Source organism: Risungbinella massiliensis, from assembly GCF_000942395.1.
Taxonomy (GTDB): Bacteria; Bacillota; Bacilli; order Thermoactinomycetales; family Thermoactinomycetaceae; genus Risungbinella; species Risungbinella massiliensis.
In genome coordinates this window covers 1,657,566-1,677,011 of the sequence record NZ_LN812102.1, presented here as the reverse complement: position 1 = coordinate 1,677,011, position 19,446 = coordinate 1,657,566, and the positions used below count along the sequence as shown (strand labels likewise).

12 protein-coding genes, 2 tRNA genes, 4 rRNA genes, 1 pseudogene and 4 other annotated features are annotated in these 19,446 nt (G+C 42.5%); of the genes and pseudogenes, 17 read left to right on the top strand and 2 right to left on the bottom strand.

Annotated elements, in window-relative coordinates:
- Nucleotides 1–44 precede the first annotated feature (44 nt).
- Both VJ09_RS08745 and VJ09_RS08740 read right to left on the bottom strand, forming a co-directional pair.
- The gene (locus VJ09_RS08745; RefSeq protein WP_052807307.1) at nucleotides 45–944 is read right to left on the bottom strand and encodes a prohibitin family protein; all 900 of its coding nucleotides are present in this window, start codon (nucleotides 942–944) and stop codon (nucleotides 45–47) included.
- Nucleotides 945–1,029: 85 nt separating this feature from the next.
- On the bottom strand, nucleotides 1,030–2,007 hold the full coding sequence (locus VJ09_RS08740) for a phosphotransferase enzyme family protein (protein ID WP_044641124.1): 978 nt from the start codon (nucleotides 2,005–2,007) through the stop codon (nucleotides 1,030–1,032).
- Nucleotides 2,008–2,531: 524 nt separating this feature from the next.
- On the opposite strand from VJ09_RS08740, the gene VJ09_RS08735 reads away from it, so the two are divergent.
- The 17 genes and pseudogenes from VJ09_RS08735 to VJ09_RS19155 all read left to right on the top strand — a co-directional run.
- Nucleotides 2,532–3,182, top strand: a complete 651-nt coding sequence (locus VJ09_RS08735; protein ID WP_044641123.1) for an FMN-dependent NADH-azoreductase — start codon at nucleotides 2,532–2,534, stop codon at nucleotides 3,180–3,182.
- 189 nt (nucleotides 3,183–3,371) lie between these two features.
- A complete protein-coding gene (gene guaA, locus VJ09_RS08730) occupies nucleotides 3,372–4,910 on the top strand; it encodes a glutamine-hydrolyzing GMP synthase (protein WP_044641122.1) in 1,539 nt (512 codons plus the stop codon).
- A gap of 104 nt (nucleotides 4,911–5,014) precedes the next feature.
- Nucleotides 5,015–6,112 (top strand): peptidase MA family metallohydrolase, encoded by a 1,098-nt coding sequence (locus VJ09_RS08725; RefSeq protein WP_044641121.1) that lies wholly within the window; start codon nucleotides 5,015–5,017, stop codon nucleotides 6,110–6,112.
- A gap of 177 nt (nucleotides 6,113–6,289) precedes the next feature.
- A 16S ribosomal RNA gene (locus VJ09_RS08720) occupies nucleotides 6,290–7,793 on the top strand.
- Between the two features lie 194 nt (nucleotides 7,794–7,987).
- Nucleotides 7,988–9,115: a radical SAM/CxCxxxxC motif protein YfkAB gene (gene yfkAB, locus VJ09_RS08715; protein WP_044641120.1), complete on the top strand. Its 1,128-nt coding sequence runs from the start codon at nucleotides 7,988–7,990 to the stop codon at nucleotides 9,113–9,115.
- Between the two features lie 159 nt (nucleotides 9,116–9,274).
- Complete coding sequence (manA, locus tag VJ09_RS08710) at nucleotides 9,275–10,231, top strand: mannose-6-phosphate isomerase, class I (RefSeq protein WP_044641119.1); 957 nt, start codon at nucleotides 9,275–9,277, stop codon at nucleotides 10,229–10,231.
- 185 nt (nucleotides 10,232–10,416) lie between these two features.
- Nucleotides 10,417–10,493, top strand: a tRNA-Ile gene (locus VJ09_RS08705).
- Nucleotides 10,494–10,503: 10 nt separating this feature from the next.
- Nucleotides 10,504–10,576, top strand: a tRNA-Ala gene (locus VJ09_RS08700).
- Nucleotides 10,577–10,941: 365 nt separating this feature from the next.
- Nucleotides 10,942–11,277, top strand: a sequence feature (23S ribosomal RNA rRNA prediction is too short).
- 9 nt (nucleotides 11,278–11,286) lie between these two features.
- Nucleotides 11,287–12,158 (top strand) — a sequence feature (23S ribosomal RNA rRNA prediction is too short).
- A gap of 106 nt (nucleotides 12,159–12,264) precedes the next feature.
- A 5S ribosomal RNA gene (rrf, locus tag VJ09_RS08690) occupies nucleotides 12,265–12,381 on the top strand.
- Between the two features lie 684 nt (nucleotides 12,382–13,065).
- Nucleotides 13,066–14,569, top strand: a 16S ribosomal RNA gene (locus VJ09_RS08685).
- A gap of 346 nt (nucleotides 14,570–14,915) precedes the next feature.
- The gene (locus VJ09_RS08680) at nucleotides 14,916–15,164 is read left to right on the top strand and encodes a hypothetical protein (RefSeq protein ID WP_044641118.1); all 249 of its coding nucleotides are present in this window, start codon (nucleotides 14,916–14,918) and stop codon (nucleotides 15,162–15,164) included.
- 75 nt (nucleotides 15,165–15,239) lie between these two features.
- On the top strand, nucleotides 15,240–15,428 hold the full coding sequence (locus VJ09_RS08675; RefSeq protein ID WP_147635457.1) for a hypothetical protein: 189 nt from the start codon (nucleotides 15,240–15,242) through the stop codon (nucleotides 15,426–15,428).
- A 31-nt stretch (nucleotides 15,429–15,459) separates the two neighbouring features.
- The gene (locus VJ09_RS08670; protein WP_044641116.1) at nucleotides 15,460–15,855 is read left to right on the top strand and encodes a hypothetical protein; all 396 of its coding nucleotides are present in this window, start codon (nucleotides 15,460–15,462) and stop codon (nucleotides 15,853–15,855) included.
- A gap of 26 nt (nucleotides 15,856–15,881) precedes the next feature.
- The gene (locus VJ09_RS08665) at nucleotides 15,882–16,115 is read left to right on the top strand and encodes a hypothetical protein (protein WP_044641115.1); all 234 of its coding nucleotides are present in this window, start codon (nucleotides 15,882–15,884) and stop codon (nucleotides 16,113–16,115) included.
- Between the two features lie 34 nt (nucleotides 16,116–16,149).
- Nucleotides 16,150–16,444 (top strand) — a sequence feature (23S ribosomal RNA rRNA prediction is too short).
- A gap of 26 nt (nucleotides 16,445–16,470) precedes the next feature.
- Nucleotides 16,471–17,342: a sequence feature (23S ribosomal RNA rRNA prediction is too short), on the top strand.
- 101 nt (nucleotides 17,343–17,443) lie between these two features.
- Nucleotides 17,444–17,560, top strand: a 5S ribosomal RNA gene (rrf, locus tag VJ09_RS08655).
- A gap of 501 nt (nucleotides 17,561–18,061) precedes the next feature.
- Nucleotides 18,062–18,712 carry a DUF4004 family protein gene (locus VJ09_RS08650; RefSeq protein WP_044641113.1) on the top strand — a complete coding sequence of 217 codons (651 nt, stop codon included), beginning with the start codon at nucleotides 18,062–18,064 and terminating at the stop codon, nucleotides 18,710–18,712.
- A 222-nt stretch (nucleotides 18,713–18,934) separates the two neighbouring features.
- Nucleotides 18,935–19,046: pseudogene (locus VJ09_RS19155) on the top strand (cytoplasmic protein); the annotation flags it as partial.
- Between the last annotated feature and the right edge of the window lie 400 nt (nucleotides 19,047–19,446).

Here is a 19,446-nt window from a genome sequence, read left to right as displayed (position 1 = left end):
ATCCCCCTCATCAACATTGCTTAAGGGGGTTTTTATCACTCTATTTATTTCTTCTCTGTTAGATCAGCTGGGATCTGGATAAGTTGATTATTGCCACCCTGTACAGCTGGTAATTTTCCATCCCATTTCTTGATCCATTCATACTGGACTAGCTTTGGAGTAAGCGAGGACTCCAAGCGACGGTTTGCTTCTGCTTGAGCATCAGCATTGATGATCGATACTTCTTTTTTTCCTTCGGCTTCGATCTTATTATTAATCGCTTCTTGGCGTTTATTTTGTTCTTCCCGTTTTAGAAACTCTTGCCGGTTTTGAGCATCTGCAATCGATTGGATAGATTTTAATGTATTGGCATCTGGTCGTACATCCGACATTGCAAAATTTTCTAAGATGATCCCGTCTTTTGCTAGTGTGCTGTGAAGCTTTTCGAAAATCTTTTTCGTTACTTCAGAGCGATGTTCTGTATACACACCCAAAACAGAGTAACTAGTAGTCACTTCTTGCATCACCGTTTTGATCTGTGTTTTCAAATAAGTATCTTCGATTTGATCGTGGCTTTGTCGACGAAACTTGGTAAAAATATGAGGAAGTTTATTGGCTTCCATATGATAGGAATATACCACATCCACGTTAACAGACTTTCCATCTGCGGTATTTACATCAAAGGAATGATTACTTTCTGCGGTTTTTGTCATATATACCGTTTCGGTAGAGACCGGATATTGATAAACTTTATTAAACGGGCTAGGTGCATGAATATTTAGTCCTTGATCAAGAACCTCTTTTTTTAGTCCACCATTTAAGCTAAAGACTACCCCTTTATAACCGGGTTCGACTATCGTAGTAGATAAGACACACAAGAGAACCAAAACAACTCCTACTATAATCCAGATGCCCCTCCCTGCTGGAAGAGAAAGTCGATACTTTGTCAGTCGTGATTGGTTCAATCACAACCCCTCCGCTCCTAAAAAGATGAGTACTCTTTCATTTTACAAAGAATAGGTTAGCGAAATCTAGTTCGTTAACTGAAAATTAGCGTAACTGTAATATTTTCTGCCAGTACAATACATAATCACCTGGTAAAAGGTTTCGCTTCTGTGCTAATAGTTCTTCGCGTTGTTCCTTTGTTAATACACCGCCCTGTAAGAAGATTGCTTGTTTGAGATTGACCATAAGTTGACGATACATGGTAAAAAAGAAAACTTGTTCTTCCCAATCCCTTACTAGGCTTTTTTCTTGTTGATAGCCTTCAGCAAACGAGCTTAAAAACATTTTTACAAAATCAGGCTGCTCGTGTTGTTCGACCAATTTTAGAGAGTGAAACAGGGCAGTTCCAATGTCATAGGTAAAGTAATGATGTTTACAGTGATTTAGATTAAATAATAGTAAGTCTCCGGCAGAGGTTATAAAAAAGTTCTCATGATGAAAGCTATTATGAATTATTCCATAGCTCTCCTCGGTTTTCTCAAAATGCGGAACCTTATTAATGCATTTTACCCAAACTTCAACGATTGCTGGGTCAATAAAAGAAAAGTCGCGATAGAAGACCTCGCCTTCATTCCACTCTTCGAAGATAAGGTCTGTATTTGCTTTTTGGAACTTTGGAGTAAGCGAATGGAGTTTGCCCATGGTTTGTCCCCATTTTTTAAAAAAGTTAGGGTTCCAATATGTTTCTATATGTTCATGTAATAGTTTCCCTTCTGACTTAGGAAACGAAATAACACAGCAAGGAACGGGCAGTCGGTTAATTACTTCAATGGTGCTACCGCGTTTCGATAACATGGGGGTAGGGACTTGTAGTCCATTTTTACGTAAGAAGGCAATCCATTGTAATTCGCTATAGACTAGATTTCGATCCTTTGTTGCAAATGGGATTAGTTTGAGGATGGATGCTTCACCGTTTCGTTCATATTCATATACATTTTGATGTAATCCACCTAAAAGAGAGATCGATGCAGGATCTCCTTGAAATCGAAGAACGGCTTCTTCTAAAATTTCGGTTTTCCACATAGCCAAAACTCCTAACTATCTTAGGATGAAGTAAATTTAAATGAGAGCTCTTTTTTTAGGGAAACAAAATATGGTAATGGAGGATTGTCCTGTTACGCTTATTGGTTTAAAACTGACTATTTCTAAATGGAATGGAATTCGAGTAAGTTCCAATTCTTCTTACACTCTGAGCCTATTATACACAAGGAAAGAGAGGAGAATAAAATTGCAAAGGTTTTGAGGGATATCAAATTAAAAAAAATAGATCTCTATTGCTAAAGGAAATAATTACATGCTAATTGTTCGGTAGTGAAAATAGTTGATAAATGCTTTATAGCATTGATATGCTTTGGAAAAGTAATATGTTGCAAAAGATTGAATAGCTAGGATTTTTTCATCTAAATATAGAATTTAATTAATAGGAAAATAAAAATCTGTAGACCGTTTATCTACACGATTAGGAAGGAGCTTTCAGATCGTAGTCCAAATGTTACTTTACGACTTGTGTTTCTGGTAAATCGCCGATTAGGGTGGAGGTTTTCACATTGGGAAAAGTTCTATATATCGTAGCCAATCCAAAAGGAATGGATGAATCTTACAGTCAGCGTGTAGGAAGAGCCTTTTTAAAATCGTACCAATGGTATAGACCATCAGATGAAATTGTCATGTTGGACTTATACAATATGGATATTCCTTATATTGATCAAAAAGTATTTGGAGCCTGGGATAAGCTTGTAAAAAATCAATTATTAACAGAAGAAGAGATGGACCTAGTAGATTATATTGATGATATGATTGAAGAGTTTGTTGCTGCTGAACGTTACATTATCGTTTGCCCAATGTGGAACAGTCTATTTCCAGCAAAATTAAAAGCTTATTTGGATATTGTTTGCTTTGCTGGAAGAAAGTATCAGAATCATGAAAACGGGATGATTGATATCCTGAATGGTAAAAAGACGTTATTTATTCAAGCGCGTGGTGGAGAATACAAAACCCCTGAAATGCGGGTACTAGATTTTGCTACCCCATTCATGAAAACGATCTTTCATTCACTTGGTTTGACCGATTTTCGAGCTATTCATGTAGAAGGAATGCTACAAAAGCCTCATATGGCAAAGGCGATTGAACGAGCAGCAATCTATCAAGCAAGAGAATATGCAGCGTGGTTTGCTGGAAATAGAGTAAGTCAAACCTAATATCATATTAGTTTCCTAAGTTATTGTATTGACCTTCATAAGACCCATTGCTATATTGGACTTCATAGAATGTGTACTAAAACAACAGGGTAATATATAAGAAACGAAATAAAGGGCTGGGTTTGCTCGGATTTTTTATACCCATAGCCCTTTTCCTGTTGGCGATACATAGAAAGTAGAGGGATTCCTTTGGACAAACCATTAGAGAAAGTGGTTGTATTAGACTTTGGTGGTCAATACAATCAATTAATTGCACGTCGTATCCGTGATTTAGGTGTGTTTAGTGAGCTGTTGCCAAACTCGACTACTGCTGAAAAATTAAAAGAGATGGCACCAAAAGGGATTGTGTTTTCCGGTGGCCCAAATAGTGTCTACGAAGATGGAGCTCCAAAATGCGATCCAGCTATTTTTGATTTGGGGATTCCAATTCTAGGAATTTGTTATGGAATGCAGATGATTACTCACCATTTTGGTGGGAAAGTGGAGCGGGCATCAAAGCGTGAATATGGTCGTGCTGAGTTAGATGTTGTGAGCGATTCTCCATTATATACAGGTTTAGATCGGAAACAAACTGTTTGGATGAGCCATAGCGATGTTCTTGTTGCACCTCCAGAAGGATTCCAAGTAGATGGTATCACCGAATCAGCTCCAATTGCCGCAATGAGCGACACAAAGCGTCAAATCTATGCAGTACAGTTCCATTTGGAAGTACAACATTCTCTACAAGGAAACGAAATGTTACGCAATTTTCTCTTTGATGTGTGTAAGTGTGAAGGGAATTGGTCTATGGAAACCTTCATTGAAGACGCAGTCAGAGAGATCCAAGAGCGTGTAGGTGACAAACGTGTTCTATGTGCACTTAGTGGTGGAGTAGATTCATCTGTTGTAGCTGCCATTATTCACAAAGCGATTGGTGATCAATTAACTTGTATGTTTGTAGATCATGGTCTTCTTCGTAAAGGCGAAGCAGAAGGCGTAGAAAAAACGTTTGGCGAGCATTTCCACATGAACTTTGTGAAGATAGATGCTAAAGAACGGTTCTTATCCAAACTGGCTGGAGTAACAGATCCAGAGGAAAAACGAAAAATTATTGGAAACGAATTTATCCGGGTATTTGAAGAAGAGTCTGCGAATATTGGTGAACATGATTTCCTCGGACAAGGGACACTGTATACCGATATTGTAGAATCAGGTACGGATACAGCTCATACCATCAAATCGCATCACAATGTGGGTGGCTTGCCTGAAGATATGAAGATGCAATTGATTGAACCGCTAAACACCCTTTTCAAAGATGAAGTTCGAAAAGTAGGAGAAGAGTTAGGGTTACCAGCAGAAATTGTATGGCGTCAACCTTTCCCAGGCCCAGGTCTTGGAATTCGGGTAATTGGAGAAGTAACGGAAGAGAAACTTCAAATTGTACGGGAATCGGATGCTATTTTACGTGAAGAAATTGCGAAAGCTGGTCTAGATCGCGAAATCTGGCAATACTTCACTGCTCTACCCGACTTTAAAAGTGTTGGAGTAATGGGTGACGTACGTACTTATGCATACACAGTAGGCATTCGTGCAGTAACTTCTATCGACGGAATGACTGCAGATTGGGCTCGAATCCCATATGATATATTAGAAAAGATTTCTGTTCGAATTGTAAACGAGGTGGACAATGTTAACCGTGTTGTCTACGATGTAACCTCTAAACCACCATCTACTATTGAATGGGAATAATTTTTGATAAAAAGCACTGTTTCGCAGGAATTCCTGATCGAACAGTGCTTTTTTGGTATGTTTTTCTGTTTTTTTCGCAAGATAGGTATAGGAGGAATTGGTTTATGTTCAAACTTCTATGCTTAATGACTTTGATCTTTCAAATGGTGCAAACGGATCCTGTAAGTTATTCCAATGAAACAGCAATACAGAAATTGCTTGATAAGCAAAGTGCCTATCTTATTCAAAAAGACTTATCTGGATATTTACGTACCATCCATTCTGATGATGGTGCTTATTATTATGAGCAATTACGATGGTTACAGGATGTAGATCAATATATAGACCCTGCATCGTTTCAACAAAAAGTAGTTTCATTAAAGAAGCAGAACAATATACAAGTAGCAGAGATTGAACAAATCTACTCTATTAAGAAGAAAAGATATACTGCCAAGAAAGAGATTCGTATTAATCAAAGCCAACATGGATGGTCGATAGAAGAACACTTTCCTTATTTTCTAGAAAAAGAATCGATCAAAGTTTATTATATGAATCCCAATCACCATGAGAAAGCGACCTCAAGCTTGAAAATTGCTCAACTAACCGCAAAGCAGTTTCAGCAGAAATATAATTGGAGACCAAAACAAACAATTGTGAAGCTCTATGATCGACCGGAAGTATTTCGTACTTCTGTCAAATTTACTCTTCCACAATGGGCTGCTGGTTGGCATGAGCATAAAGAGTCCATTAAATTGATTGGTAGTTATGACCCAAAATTTTTACAGAATGCAATTGCTCATGAAATGACTCATCAAATGGTTAGTGATCTTACTGGCGACAATGCATCTTATTGGTTGCAAGAAGGTGCAGCAATGACCTACGAAACTGAGCTAAGTCAAACAAAACAAACTATGGACTTACCTCGAGAACTTCGATTTAAAGTGACAGAGCTTGGAGAAAAGGATCTAGAGTCATTGCCAGACCAAGAAGCTTGGCGATATTATTTGAGTTCAAAAGTACTCTTCGAATTCCTACTGGATCAATATGGACAGTCCAAAATGGAAAAACTTTTGATAGAACTTGCAAAGTCTCCAGAACGCGATGGAGATAGTCGATCGAAAAGAGTAGAGAATCATATTGTTACGTTAAATGCGATTAAGAAAGTATATGGTATGTCGGAAAAGGATTTGAATGAAGGGTATTTGTTGTATCACGGTCAGTAAACTTAAGCAAAGAAAATATTATTTTTTGTTGACATACAAAAATGAGCGTGATAATATACTATTTGTCGCCGCGACATGGTGACACAAACAAAAAAGCAATGATGTTCTTTGAAAACGAAAGAGTGAGATGTATCACATTTAGCCAGATGATTTACTATTGAGCTTTCAAACTCAACTTTATCGGAGAGTTTGATCCTGGCTCAGGACGAACGCTGGCGGCGTGCCTAATACATGCAAGTCGAGCGGGGTTCCTTCGGGAACCTAGCGGCGAACGGGTGAGTAACACGTGGGCAACCTGCCCTCAAGCCTGGGATAACTCCGGGAAACCGGTGCTAATACCAGATAATCATTGCTCTTGCATGAGAGCAATGTAAAAGTTTTTCGCTTGAGGATGGGCCCGCGGTGCATTAGCTTGTTGGTGGGGTAATGGCCTACCAAGGCGACGATGCATAGCCGACCTGAGAGGGTGACCGGCCACACTGGGACTGAGACACGGCCCAGACTCCTACGGGAGGCAGCAGTAGGGAATTTTCCGCAATGGGCGAAAGCCTGACGGAGCAACGCCGCGTGAGTGATGACGGCCTTCGGGTTGTAAAACTCTGTTCTTAGGGAAGAAGTTCTGACGGTACCTAAGGAGAAAGCCCCGGCTAACTACGTGCCAGCAGCCGCGGTAATACGTAGGGGGCAAGCGTTGTCCGGAATTATTGGGCGTAAAGCGCGCGCAGGCGGCGCTTTAAGTTGGGGGTTAAAGGCAATGGCTCAACCATTGTTCGCCTCCAAAACTGGAGCGCTTGAGTGCAGCAGAGGAAAGTGGAATTCCCGGTGTAGCGGTGGAATGCGTAGAGATCGGGAGGAACACCAGTGGCGAAGGCGACTTTCTGGGCTGTAACTGACGCTGAGGCGCGAAAGCGTGGGGAGCAAACAGGATTAGATACCCTGGTAGTCCACGCCGTAAACGATGAGTGCTAGGTGTTGGGGGCTTTCCCGCCCTCAGTGCCGCAGCTAACGCATTAAGCACTCCGCCTGGGGAGTACGGCCGCAAGGCTGAAACTCAAAGGAATTGACGGGGGCCCGCACAAGCGGTGGAGCATGTGGTTTAATTCGAAGCAACGCGAAGAACCTTACCAAGGCTTGACATCCCGTTGACCGGGGTAGAGATACCCCTTCCCTTCGGGGCAACGGTGACAGGTGGTGCATGGTTGTCGTCAGCTCGTGTCGTGAGATGTTGGGTTCAGTCCCGCAACGAGCGCAACCCTTATCGTTAGTTGCCAGCATTTAGTTGGGCACTCTAACGAGACAGCCGGTGAAAGCCGGAGGAAGGTGGGGATGACGTCAAATCATCATGCCCCTTATGTCTTGGGCTACACACGTGCTACAATGGCCAGTACAAAGGGTTGCGAACCCGCGAGGGGGAGCTAATCTCATAAAGCTGGTCTCAGTTCGGATCGTAGGCTGCAACTCGCCTACGTGAAGCTGGAATCGCTAGTAATCGCGGATCAGCATGCCGCGGTGAATCCGTTCCCGGGCCTTGTACACACCGCCCGTCACACCACGAGAGTTTGTCACACCCGAAGTCGGTGAGAGAACCTTACGGACTCAGCCGCCGAAGGTGGGGCAGATGATTGGGGTGAAGTCGTAACAAGGTATCCCTACCGGAAGGTGGGGATGGATCACCTCCTTTCTATGGAGTATCTTTCATGATACAAATTCGAATGTCTTACCCGGCTATGTTACTCTCACCTTTCGTTTTCAGAGAATATGACTTTTTACCCTTTGCTATTTAGCAAAGGGTTTTTTGTATTTCAAGGAGTTATTGACAACATTAGGATAGAACATTAGCATATATCAGGACTAAACTGAGAAAGTTGGAAAAAAATGATAACGGAAAAGAAACAGATTACTCCTCAATTTGATCCATGGGATGTATGGGATACTAGAAAAGAAAAAGGGAGATATGAACTAACAAGTGTAGAGTTTACAGTAACTCAGCTCTGTAATTTGCGATGTGAACATTGTGCAGTAGGAGAAATGTTACAAGATCGAGAAGAGGCACCATTATCAATTGATCTTTTGTTGCAACGTTTAGATGAGATAGAGACTCTCCAAACTATTAGCATCACAGGTGGAGAACCAATCGTGAATCCTAAGATCGTACGAGATGTTATAAAGCCTCTTCTTCGTTACTGTCGAGACAGAGGGATCTATACGCAATTAAATTCGAATCTAACTCTTCCGCTTTCACGTTATGAAGATTGGATTGAAGACCTTGATGTCTTACATATTTCTTATAATTATCGTAATGAAGAAGACTTTCATCGAATTGTGTTTGGTAGAGCAAAAGGGGAAGTCTCCTTACCTACTGCAGAGAAGCTCTATCAGCAAATGCTCGACAATGCAAAATCAATGACTAAAAATGGAGTATTTGTTTCGGCAGAGTCTCTACTAAGCCCTTTTACTGCACCAAATATTGGACAGATGCACAGAACAATAGCCAATATGGGTTGTCAACGACATGAAGTACATCCTTTATACACTAGTGATTTTGCCAATGGAATGGAAGTTCTTTCATTAGCACAATACCGAGATACGATTTACCGATTATTGCAAAATAGGGACCCGGAAGTTTGGATTCTACTAGGTACATTACCTTTTTATCCATGTAGTCATCATCCAGCGGATCGAGATCTATGGCTTCAACTGCATCAAGAACCCAACTTAACGGTTCGTCAAGATCCAGACGGGCGTAATCGGCTAAACGTCAATATTTTTACTGGTGAAGTGATCGTGACGGATTTTGGAGATGTTCCTCCGCTTGGTAATATACAGATGAATACACTTCCTGATATTTTTGAAAAGTGGTTACAGCATCCTGTAGCGAAAGCGACCCATTGTTATTGTGAAACAGCGAGGTGTACTGGTCCTAATATATTAGTTGCTAACACATATTACGCTGATTGGGAATTTTCAGAGCGTAGTGCAGCGGTTTCAGTGAATAGCAGATAAGAAAAGCCTATGATACGGAGTAATAACTTAACATGAGAAGGTAAGAATTATGGATTTGATTTATCTGTAGTTGTTCAGTTTACAATTAAAAAGATAAAAGCGATACAATAGCAGCTGTAATCTTTTACACGGGAACGTTCTATTCTAGGAGGAGATTATATGACAGCAAGACCGATTTTTTTTCAACCTGTTTTCAAAGAGCGAATTTGGGGTGGTCGAAAACTAGCGACCGATTTTGGGTTTTCATTACCAGACGGTTCCATTGGAGAGTGTTGGGGAATCTCTGCTCATCCAGAGGGAGAAAGTTTAGTAAAGGATGGAGAGTTTGCAGGAAAAACGCTCAGTGAGTTATGGAGCAATCATGCATATCTGTTTGGCTCCAAAAGAGAAGGTTGGTTTCCTTTACTAATTAAGATTTTGGATGCACAAACAGATCTATCAGTACAAGTACATCCTGATGATCGGAAAGCGCAGGAACTTGAAAATCAACCATTTGGGAAAACAGAATGTTGGTATATAGTGGATTGCGAACCAGATTCACAAATTATTTTAGGGCACCATGCCCAAACCAGAGAAGAGCTAGAGAGTATGATTGCAGAGGGGGAATGGGATCACTTACTAAAACAAAAATCAGTTCAACCAGGTGATTTCATCTATGTTCCGAGTGGTACTATTCATGCGATCAAAGAAGGTATTGTGATTTTGGAAACACAACAAACATCTGATATTACATATCGTGTATATGATTACGATCGTACAGATGATACTGGAGCAAAGCGAGAACTCCATCTAGAGAAATCAATTGAAGTTACCACTGTTCCAGATCAACCAGTAGATCTTACGCCGAATATAGTAGAAGAAAAAGGACTTTATCGCAAACATTGGGATATGGCACCGTTTTTTGGTGTGGAAGAGTGGATAATAGATGGCGAAACAAAAGAAATTAGTTCAGGTCATACCTACTCTCTTTGTTCTGTATTGGAAGGGGAAGGATCCATCCTTTTAGGAGAGGAAAGTATATCATTCCGTAAAGGAGATTTCTTTTTATTACCCCATGGGTTAGATCGTTTTCGATTAACTGGTTCTGCAAAATGGATCATTTCGTACACTGGATAAATTAGAAGGGGAACAGTGCTTTCATAAAGAGAGCACTGTTTTTTGTAAGTCTTGTTCGTTATATTCTAGGTAATAATATTTTGCATTAAAAGAGTATATTTTTTCACAAAAAAGACTTGCGTATCTGGATGAAACAGTGTATAGTTATTTCTCGTGAGGGACATCCAAACGATATTTCATCACAAGGGCCTATAGCTCAGTTGGTTAGAGCGCACGCCTGATAAGCGTGAGGTCGGCTGTTCGAGTCAGCCTAGGCCCACCACATTATATATGGGGCTATAGCTCAGCTGGGAGAGCGCCTGCCTTGCAAGCAGGAGGTCAGCGGTTCGATCCCGCTTAGCTCCATTTCATATAAAATATCACAAAGACCTTTGTCTATGAGACAGAGGTCTTTTTCTATATATTTAGAAACGAGAGGATTGGATTCTTTATACTTGCGATGAGTTCCTCATATTTTGTAAGTGATAATTTTGAACTATTATATTCTAGAGATAAATGGATGGTGATAGAATCAAGAAAAATCGGGAAGTTCAAGTCCATGGATAGAGATCTATTATTCTTTTAAAAAAAGGTTGCAATTGATTTTCATGCATGTTATATTATTTCTTGTCGCCGCGAGCGACATGNCACTGCCAAGAAAAGCCTCTAGGAGAGTCTTGGTGCCCGTACCGCAAACCGACACAGGTAGGCGAGGAGAGAATCCTCAGGTGCTCGGGAGAACTCTCGTTAAGGAACTCGGCAAAATGACCCCGTAACTTCGGGAGAAGGGGTGCCCCCTTGTGGGGGCCGCAGTGAAGAGGTCCAGGCGACTGTTTAGCAAAAACACAGGTCTCTGCGAAGCCGTAAGGCGAAGTATAGGGGCTGACGCCTGCCCGGTGCTGGAAGGTTAAGGGGATGTGTTAGCTTAAAGCGAAGCATTGAACTGAAGCCCCAGTAAACGGCGGCCGTAACTATAACGGTCCTAAGGTAGCGAAATTCCTTGTCGGGTAAGTTCCGACCCGCACGAAAGGCGTAACGATCTGGACGCTGTCTCAACGAGAGACCCGGTGAAATTGTACTGCCAGTGAAGATGCTGGCTACCCGCGACAAGACGGAAAGACCCCGTGGAGCTTTACTGCAGCTTGATATTGATCTCGGGTACGACTTGTACAGGATAGGTGGGAGTCGATGATTTGGGGACGCCAGTCTCCAAGGAGACGTCGGTGGGATACCACTCTGGTCGTATCGGAGTTCTAACTCAGAACCGTCATCCGGTTCGAGGACCGTGTCAGGCAGGCAGTTTGACTGGGGCGGTCGCCTCCTAAAATGTAACGGAGGCGCTCCAAGGTTCCCTCAGCGCGGTCGGAAATCGCGCCTATAGAGTGCAAAGGCATAAGGGAGCTTGACTGCGAGACCTACAAGTCGAGCAGGGACGAAAGTCGGACTTAGTGATCCGGTGGTTCCTTGTGGAAGGGCCATCGCTCAACGGATAAAAGCTACCCCGGGGATAACAGGCTTATCTCCCCCAAGAGTCCACATCGACGGGGAGGTTTGGCACCTCGATGTCGGCTCATCGCATCCTGGGGCTGTATTCGGTCCCAAGGGTTGGGCTGTTCGCCCATTAAAGCGGTACGCGAGCTGGGTTCAGAACGTCGTGAGACAGTTCGGTCCCTATCTGTCGCGGGCGTAGGAAATTTGAGAGGAGCTGTCCCTAGTACGAGAGGACCGGGATGGACATACCCCTGGTGTACCAGTTGTCTCGCCAGAGGCACCGCTGGGTAGCCAAGTATGGACGGGATAAGCGCTGAAAGCATCTAAGCGCGAAGCCCCCCTCAAGATGAGATTTCCCATTCCTTCGTGGAAGTAAGACCCCTTGTAGATGACGAGGTAGATCGGTCTGAGGTGGAAGCATGGTAACATGTGTAGCTGACAGATACGAATCGGTCGAGGGCTTTTCCTCACATGTCTTACTTTTCGATTTGCAACATACTTGGCCTTCTGTTCTAATTTTCAGGGTGTGACATATTTTATTTCATATGTCTTGACACTGACTGTCTGGTGATAATGGCGGAGGGGTCCCACTCGTTCCCATCCCGAACACGATCGTTAAGCCCTCCAGCGCCGATGGTACTTGGACCGCAGGGTCCTGGGAGAGTAGGTCATTGCCAGGCAAACCAAAAACCACTTAGTTGCTACTTCGGTAGTCTAAGTGGTTTTTGGTTGTGATGATGGTGAAATATTATAGTAATAACTTTTTGAGATTCCCCATGCTTTCAAGCAGGGGATTCATGGGTAGTTAGTTTGTACAACTCCTAAATCCAGGGTGTCTTATATACATTCCATACAGCTAGATATGTACCTAGTTAGAGGAAAGCTATTACCAATTGACTAGTTCATTTTTACACATTAAGAAAATTTTTTATCACCGCACCCTTATTACATTTTCAAAAATCAACCATTACAAATAGATAAGCATAGCCTATATTCAGATTATGTAGCATCCTTATTTTAAGAATGCGTAACAATGTCGTCTTTCATTCCACGATTGAAACAATTAGGTTTTAACGGACAAATTTTCTGTAAAGAACTGTTTATGATGCTTGTTAAGTGCAATGGAGACTGAAAATATAATATAAGGTTAGCATTTTAAATCTCTTCTATTTTCTTCACTTAAAAGATCTGGCAAAAAATAATATAAAAATCTATTGACTCTAACAATTAATCGTGATATATTATTTCTTGTCGCTGCGACAAGGCGGCATAAACAAAAAAAGCAATGATGTTCTTTGAAAACGAAAGAGTGAGATGTATCACATTTAGCCAGATGATTTACTATTGAGCTTTCAAACTCAACTTTATCGGAGAGTTTGATCCTGGCTCAGGACGAACGCTGGCGGCGTGCCTAATACATGCAAGTCGAGCGGGGTTCCTTCGGGAACCTAGCGGCGAACGGGTGAGTAACACGTGGGCAACCTGCCCTCAAGCCTGGGATAACTCCGGGAAACCGGTGCTAATACCAGATAATCATTGCTCTTGCATGAGAGCAATGTAAAAGTTTTTCGCTTGAGGATGGGCCCGCGGTGCATTAGCTTGTTGGTGGGGTAATGGCCTACCAAGGCGACGATGCATAGCCGACCTGAGAGGGTGACCGGCCACACTGGGACTGAGACACGGCCCAGACTCCTACGGGAGGCAGCAGTAGGGAATTTTCCGCAATGGGCGAAAGCCTGACGGAGCAACGCCGCGTGAGTGATGACGGCCTTCGGGTTGTAAAACTCTGTTCTTAGGGAAGAAGTTCTGACGGTACCTAAGGAGAAAGCCCCGGCTAACTACGTGCCAGCAGCCGCGGTAATACGTAGGGGGCAAGCGTTGTCCGGAATTATTGGGCGTAAAGCGCGCGCAGGCGGCGCTTTAAGTTGGGGGTTAAAGGCAATGGCTCAACCATTGTTCGCCTCCAAAACTGGAGCGCTTGAGTGCAGCAGAGGAAAGTGGAATTCCCGGTGTAGCGGTGGAATGCGTAGAGATCGGGAGGAACACCAGTGGCGAAGGCGACTTTCTGGGCTGTAACTGACGCTGAGGCGCGAAAGCGTGGGGAGCAAACAGGATTAGATACCCTGGTAGTCCACGCCGTAAACGATGAGTGCTAGGTGTTGGGGGCTTTCCCGCCCTCAGTGCCGCAGCTAACGCATTAAGCACTCCGCCTGGGGAGTACGGCCGCAAGGCTGAAACTCAAAGGAATTGACGGGGGCCCGCACAAGCGGTGGAGCATGTGGTTTAATTCGAAGCAACGCGAAGAACCTTACCAAGGCTTGACATCCCGTTGACCGGGGTAGAGATACCCCTTCCCTTCGGGGCAACGGTGACAGGTGGTGCATGGTTGTCGTCAGCTCGTGTCGTGAGATGTTGGGTTCAGTCCCGCAACGAGCGCAACCCTTATCGTTAGTTGCCAGCATTTAGTTGGGCACTCTAACGAGACAGCCGGTGAAAGCCGGAGGAAGGTGGGGATGACGTCAAATCATCATGCCCCTTATGTCTTGGGCTACACACGTGCTACAATGGCCAGTACAAAGGGTTGCGAACCCGCGAGGGGGAGCTAATCTCATAAAGCTGGTCTCAGTTCGGATCGTAGGCTGCAACTCGCCTACGTGAAGCTGGAATCGCTAGTAATCGCGGATCAGCATGCCGCGGTGAATCCGTTCCCGGGCCTTGTACACACCGCCCGTCACACCACGAGAGTTTGTCACACCCGAAGTCGGTGAGAGAACCTTACGGACTCAGCCGCCGAAGGTGGGGCAGATGATTGGGGTGAAGTCGTAACAAGGTATCCCTACCGGAAGGTGGGGATGGATCACCTCCTTTCTATGGAGTATCTTCATGATACAAATTCGAATGTTTTACTCGGCTATGTTACTCTCACCTTTCGTTTTCAGAGAATATGACTTTTACCCTTTGCTATATAGCAAAGGGTTTTTTTGTTGCTTTTTAGTATTTTTAGGCCTCTTTCCCCCGCGTATAACCTAAGAAAGTCAGCTATCAACTATTTTTATAAGATAAGGCGAACCAAAAATCTAAAAAAGTATATATTGCAGTAATTAAGTAATTAACGCCGAAATTGTTGAGAGCCTTTTATAAGCTAATCCTCGAAAAACAACTTAGAACACCTAACTTTCCAAATCTCCCGAACAAGAAAGAAGGAGGAGGTACTGTGCAGGAAAATTCCTCAAAACCAAATCTTCAAAAACTATCAAAAGAACTCTCTCAAAAACTATCAGAAAAGCTAGAGGGTAAACTAAAAAAATCATTTGCAGAAGGAATTAAAAACTCAAAATTACCGGAATCCCTAGTACAAAACTTGGTTCCTGCACTTGATTTTCTAGAAAAAATCCAACCTGGTACAAAACAAGAAATGGTCAAGATAATTGATCAAAGTTTAAGAAAAGAACGTAGAAACTAACGAAAAGTTAACTTTCTGAAAGGAGGCTGAGAAGAGATGTGCCCCTATTGTAGATATAGACTATTTAGAAGAAAAATGAGAAGACGTCGACGCAGAGCTTTAAGGCTAAGATCGAAAGGTACTACTGCTGCTGTTAATAACTCTGCTACGGTTGGCTCAGTCAGTGGCTTAATTAATATTATTGTCCAAGTGCCAGTTAACCTTGGGGATGCAAACGCGTTTGATCGTATAGATGGTAGCGCAACAGCTAATAACATTCTCTAATATTCATCTCTTTGAAAGGAGGTGAGATAGAATGAGCAAGCAACTTACTTCAGAGCAAGCTCAATTGCTGACCAAACTCTTAGAAGAGTTGAATAAGAACTCTGGTGGGGAAAAAACTGTTCAAGCAGCAAATGTTCCTATCGGAAATGCTCCGACTGTTGGAGCGCAACAACTTATACCTGATTTGATCAGCGGTCTCAATACACTTCCACTTTTGCTGACTAACTTAGTTACTCTTCCACTCAGCGGAATCAGTACTGTACTAGTGGGTCAACTGTTACCTGGGCTTACTAGTCTATTATCTAGTCTAGGTGGCGTGTTAGGCGTTAGCAGTCTAACAGGTCAAATACCTCCTGGTCTAGTCAATATAATTAAAGAACAAGTACCAGTTGGCTCTCCTGCTGCTCCTCAATCAACTAAGCAGTAAAAAAATAATGGAAAGGATGATAATATATGTCATGCTTTAGAAAAAGAAAGAAAAAATGCTGTAATATCATCGTTGTTCCAAGGAGAAGAAGACGTGTTCTTCGTACGGATGATGGTGCTAGAGCGATTGTAAACAACATTGCTAGAGCTGGTTCTTTCAGTGGGTTAATCCCAATCAACGTTCAAATTCCAATTAACCTTGGAGATGCTAATGCATTCAACAGAATTAATGGAAGTGCGTCTGCTAACAACATCTTATAATATAGAGCCCTTAGGCGAATAGTTAAATCATTGTATGCAACAATAGTCTAGATAGTGTTAAAAACTCCTTGCGAATATAGCAAGGAGTTTTTTTAGTGGATTGCTAAAAAATACTTGTAATTTGATAGGTAGNTGCGAAGCCGTAAGGCGAAGTATAGGGGCTGACGCCTGCCCGGTGCTGGAAGGTTAAGGGGATGTGTTAGCTTAAAGCGAAGCATTGAACTGAAGCCCCAGTAAACGGCGGCCGTAACTATAACGGTCCTAAGGTAGCGAAATTCCTTGTCGGGTAAGTTCCGACCCGCACGAAAGGCGTAACGATCTGGACGCTGTCTCAACGAGAGACCCGGTGAAATTGTACTGCCAGTGAAGATGCTGGCTACCCGCGACAAGACGGAAAGACCCCGTGGAGCTTTACTGCAGCTTGATATTGATCTCGGGTACGACTTGTACAGGATAGGTGGGAGTCGATGATTTGGGGACGCCAGTCTCCAAGGAGACGTCGGTGGGATACCACTCTGGTCGTATCGGAGTTCTAACTCAGAACCGTCATCCGGTTCGAGGACCGTGTCAGGCAGGCAGTTTGACTGGGGCGGTCGCCTCCTAAAATGTAACGGAGGCGCTCCAAGGTTCCCTCAGCGCGGTCGGAAATCGCGCCTATAGAGTGCAAAGGCATAAGGGAGCTTGACTGCGAGACCTACAAGTCGAGCAGGGACGAAAGTCGGACTTAGTGATCCGGTGGTTCCTTGTGGAAGGGCCATCGCTCAACGGATAAAAGCTACCCCGGGGATAACAGGCTTATCTCCCCCAAGAGTCCACATCGACGGGGAGGTTTGGCACCTCGATGTCGGCTCATCGCATCCTGGGGCTGTATTCGGTCCCAAGGGTTGGGCTGTTCGCCCATTAAAGCGGTACGCGAGCTGGGTTCAGAACGTCGTGAGACAGTTCGGTCCCTATCTGTCGCGGGCGTAGGAAATTTGAGAGGAGCTGTCCCTAGTACGAGAGGACCGGGATGGACATACCCCTGGTGTACCAGTTGTCTCGCCAGAGGCACCGCTGGGTAGCCAAGTATGGACGGGATAAGCGCTGAAAGCATCTAAGCGCGAAGCCCCCCTCAAGATGAGATTTCCCATTCCTTCGTGGAAGTAAGACCCCTTGTAGATGACGAGGTAGATCGGTCTGAGGTGGAAGCATGGTAACATGTGTAGCTGACAGATACGAATCGGTCGAGGGCTTTTCCTCACATGTCTTACTTTTCAATTTGCAACACACTTGGCCTTCTGTTCTAATTTTCAGGGTGTGACATATTTCATATGTCTCAACACTGACTGTCTGGTGATAATGGCGGAGGGGTCCCACTCGTTCCCATCCCGAACACGATCGTTAAGCCCTCCAGCGCCGATGGTACTTGGACCGCAGGGTCCTGGGAGAGTAGGTCATTGCCAGGCAAACCAAAAACCACTTAGTTGCTACTTCGGTAGTCTAAGTGGTTTTTTTTGTTGTGACAATAATTATAACCAATATTATTTTCCATCTCGTACTCTATATGACTCAAAGGTCTTAGTAATTGAGAATAGTACACAACCAAGATTAAGCTTGTTTATTGCCAAATTAAATTACGAAAATAAAATTAATTTTTCTCTACCTTCATTCCATTCTCGATCCATTTCGCTCTTTAGTATGAGATGGATTCTTTTCAAGATATCACATGCAGAATTTAAGTTTGCTTTGTACTAAAGATTGGGTTGTTTTTGGGACTAATTCTTCTGCAACTATGTATTTTATTCCCCCTCTCATCTTTCCTAAAGGGTAAACAAAAATATTAGGAAGCGCTGATAAATAAATTACCGTATAGTAGACAGGCCTTAAAGTAGAAATTAATCAAAGGAGAAGATCCTAATGTAACAGTGTTATGTTATACTTAAAATAGTAATAGGGAGGGCAAGGATATGACAACAAATCAAGAAAATTTAATATCTAAAAAGGATTTACTAAAAGAAACGGGTATTTCCTATGGCCAATTGTACCGTTGGAAAAGGAAAAGTTTAATTCCAGAGAGCTGGTTTATACGCAAATCAACTTTTACTGGACAAGAAACCTTTTTTCCTAGGGATCAGGTGTTAGAACGAGTCGCTCAAATTTTAGAACTAAAAGATCAAAAATCTCTAGATGAATTAAGCGTTTTATTTCATTTAAGAGAAAACCGATATAAAGAGAAACTCGATCAGATTACGAGAAAGATATTATTGGAACGTAACATTGTTTCAAATGAAGTTTTCTCATCATTTGAGGATCATAGCGCATTACCAACAGGAGTAATTAAGGAAAAACAACTGGTTTCTTTATTTTTGTATGATGGTCTACTCCAAAGCGGTATGATTTCGTTGGATGAAGGAGGTCAATTAATTACTTTCTTAGAAACAGCAAATTGGAAATTAAGTCAAGATGATTTGCAATTTATTTTGATTCGGAAACTGGGAGTATTAATCTTGCTATTAACTGACACAAATGAATTCATCCAAGTCGACAAAGGGAGCAAAATTATTTATCAGAATTCTCTTAAACAATTACGAGAAGAAATAGTAAAAAAATTACAATGAGTGTCCCTTTTGCGTAAAGCAGATCGATAGTTTTTGAATAGAAACTATCAATGGAATGTAAACAGGAAAGAATTTGGAGAGGTTTGTTAAAGAAATGGTTTCTTTATTTTTTTGTAATCTATGGCTTTAAGAGGATATAGCAGATTTTTACGGTTAGGAGACTATGCTCCCCTTAAAATATGGTGTAGTGATAGAGTTTAGGAGGATAAAATGATGGATTCAATGAAACAAAATAATTTAATTATCAATGGAAATGGAACTTCTTCAGGTGGAGAATATCACAAAGTTAGTATTAATGGAAAAGGAACAATACATGGTGATGTGGTATGCGATAAGTTCGTAGCGAATGGTGTAACAGAGATGAAGGGGGATTTAGAAGTCAAAGACTCTTCTGTTTCAGGTGAAGTAGACTTAGAGGGAAATTTGCAAGGTGAAAAAGCGGTCATCCGCGGACAGATGGGGATTCAGGGAGATATAAATCTAAGTAATTTAAAGGTACAAGGTAGAGCGGCAATCCATGGTAATGCCTATGCAAAAGATGTAAAGGTAGAAGGTATGATGGAAGTAAAAAAGAACATTACCGGAAATATAGTAAAAGTACTTGGATCATTATCTGTAAAAGGAGATTGTGAAGTAGAGCATTTTTACAGCAAAGGAGCGGTGACAGTACAAGGATTATTGAATGCAGAAACGGTAGAGATATTTCTCTATGGGAAAAATAAGGTGAAAGAGAT

Coding starts and splice junctions, on each gene's coding strand:
- VJ09_RS08740 (WP_044641124.1), bottom strand. CDS start 2,007: ATGTGGAAAACCGAAATTTTAGAAGAAGCCGTTCTTCGATTTCAAGGA.
- VJ09_RS08665 (WP_044641115.1), top strand. CDS start 15,882: ATGTCATGCTTTAGAAAAAGAAAGAAAAAATGCTGTAATATCATCGTT.
- VJ09_RS08670 (WP_044641116.1), top strand. CDS start 15,460: ATGAGCAAGCAACTTACTTCAGAGCAAGCTCAATTGCTGACCAAACTC.
- VJ09_RS08725 (WP_044641121.1), top strand. CDS start 5,015: ATGTTCAAACTTCTATGCTTAATGACTTTGATCTTTCAAATGGTGCAA.
- VJ09_RS08650 (WP_044641113.1), top strand. CDS start 18,062: ATGACAACAAATCAAGAAAATTTAATATCTAAAAAGGATTTACTAAAA.
- yfkAB (WP_044641120.1), top strand. CDS start 7,988: ATGATAACGGAAAAGAAACAGATTACTCCTCAATTTGATCCATGGGAT.
- manA (WP_044641119.1), top strand. CDS start 9,275: ATGACAGCAAGACCGATTTTTTTTCAACCTGTTTTCAAAGAGCGAATT.
- VJ09_RS08675 (WP_147635457.1), top strand. CDS start 15,240: ATGAGAAGACGTCGACGCAGAGCTTTAAGGCTAAGATCGAAAGGTACT.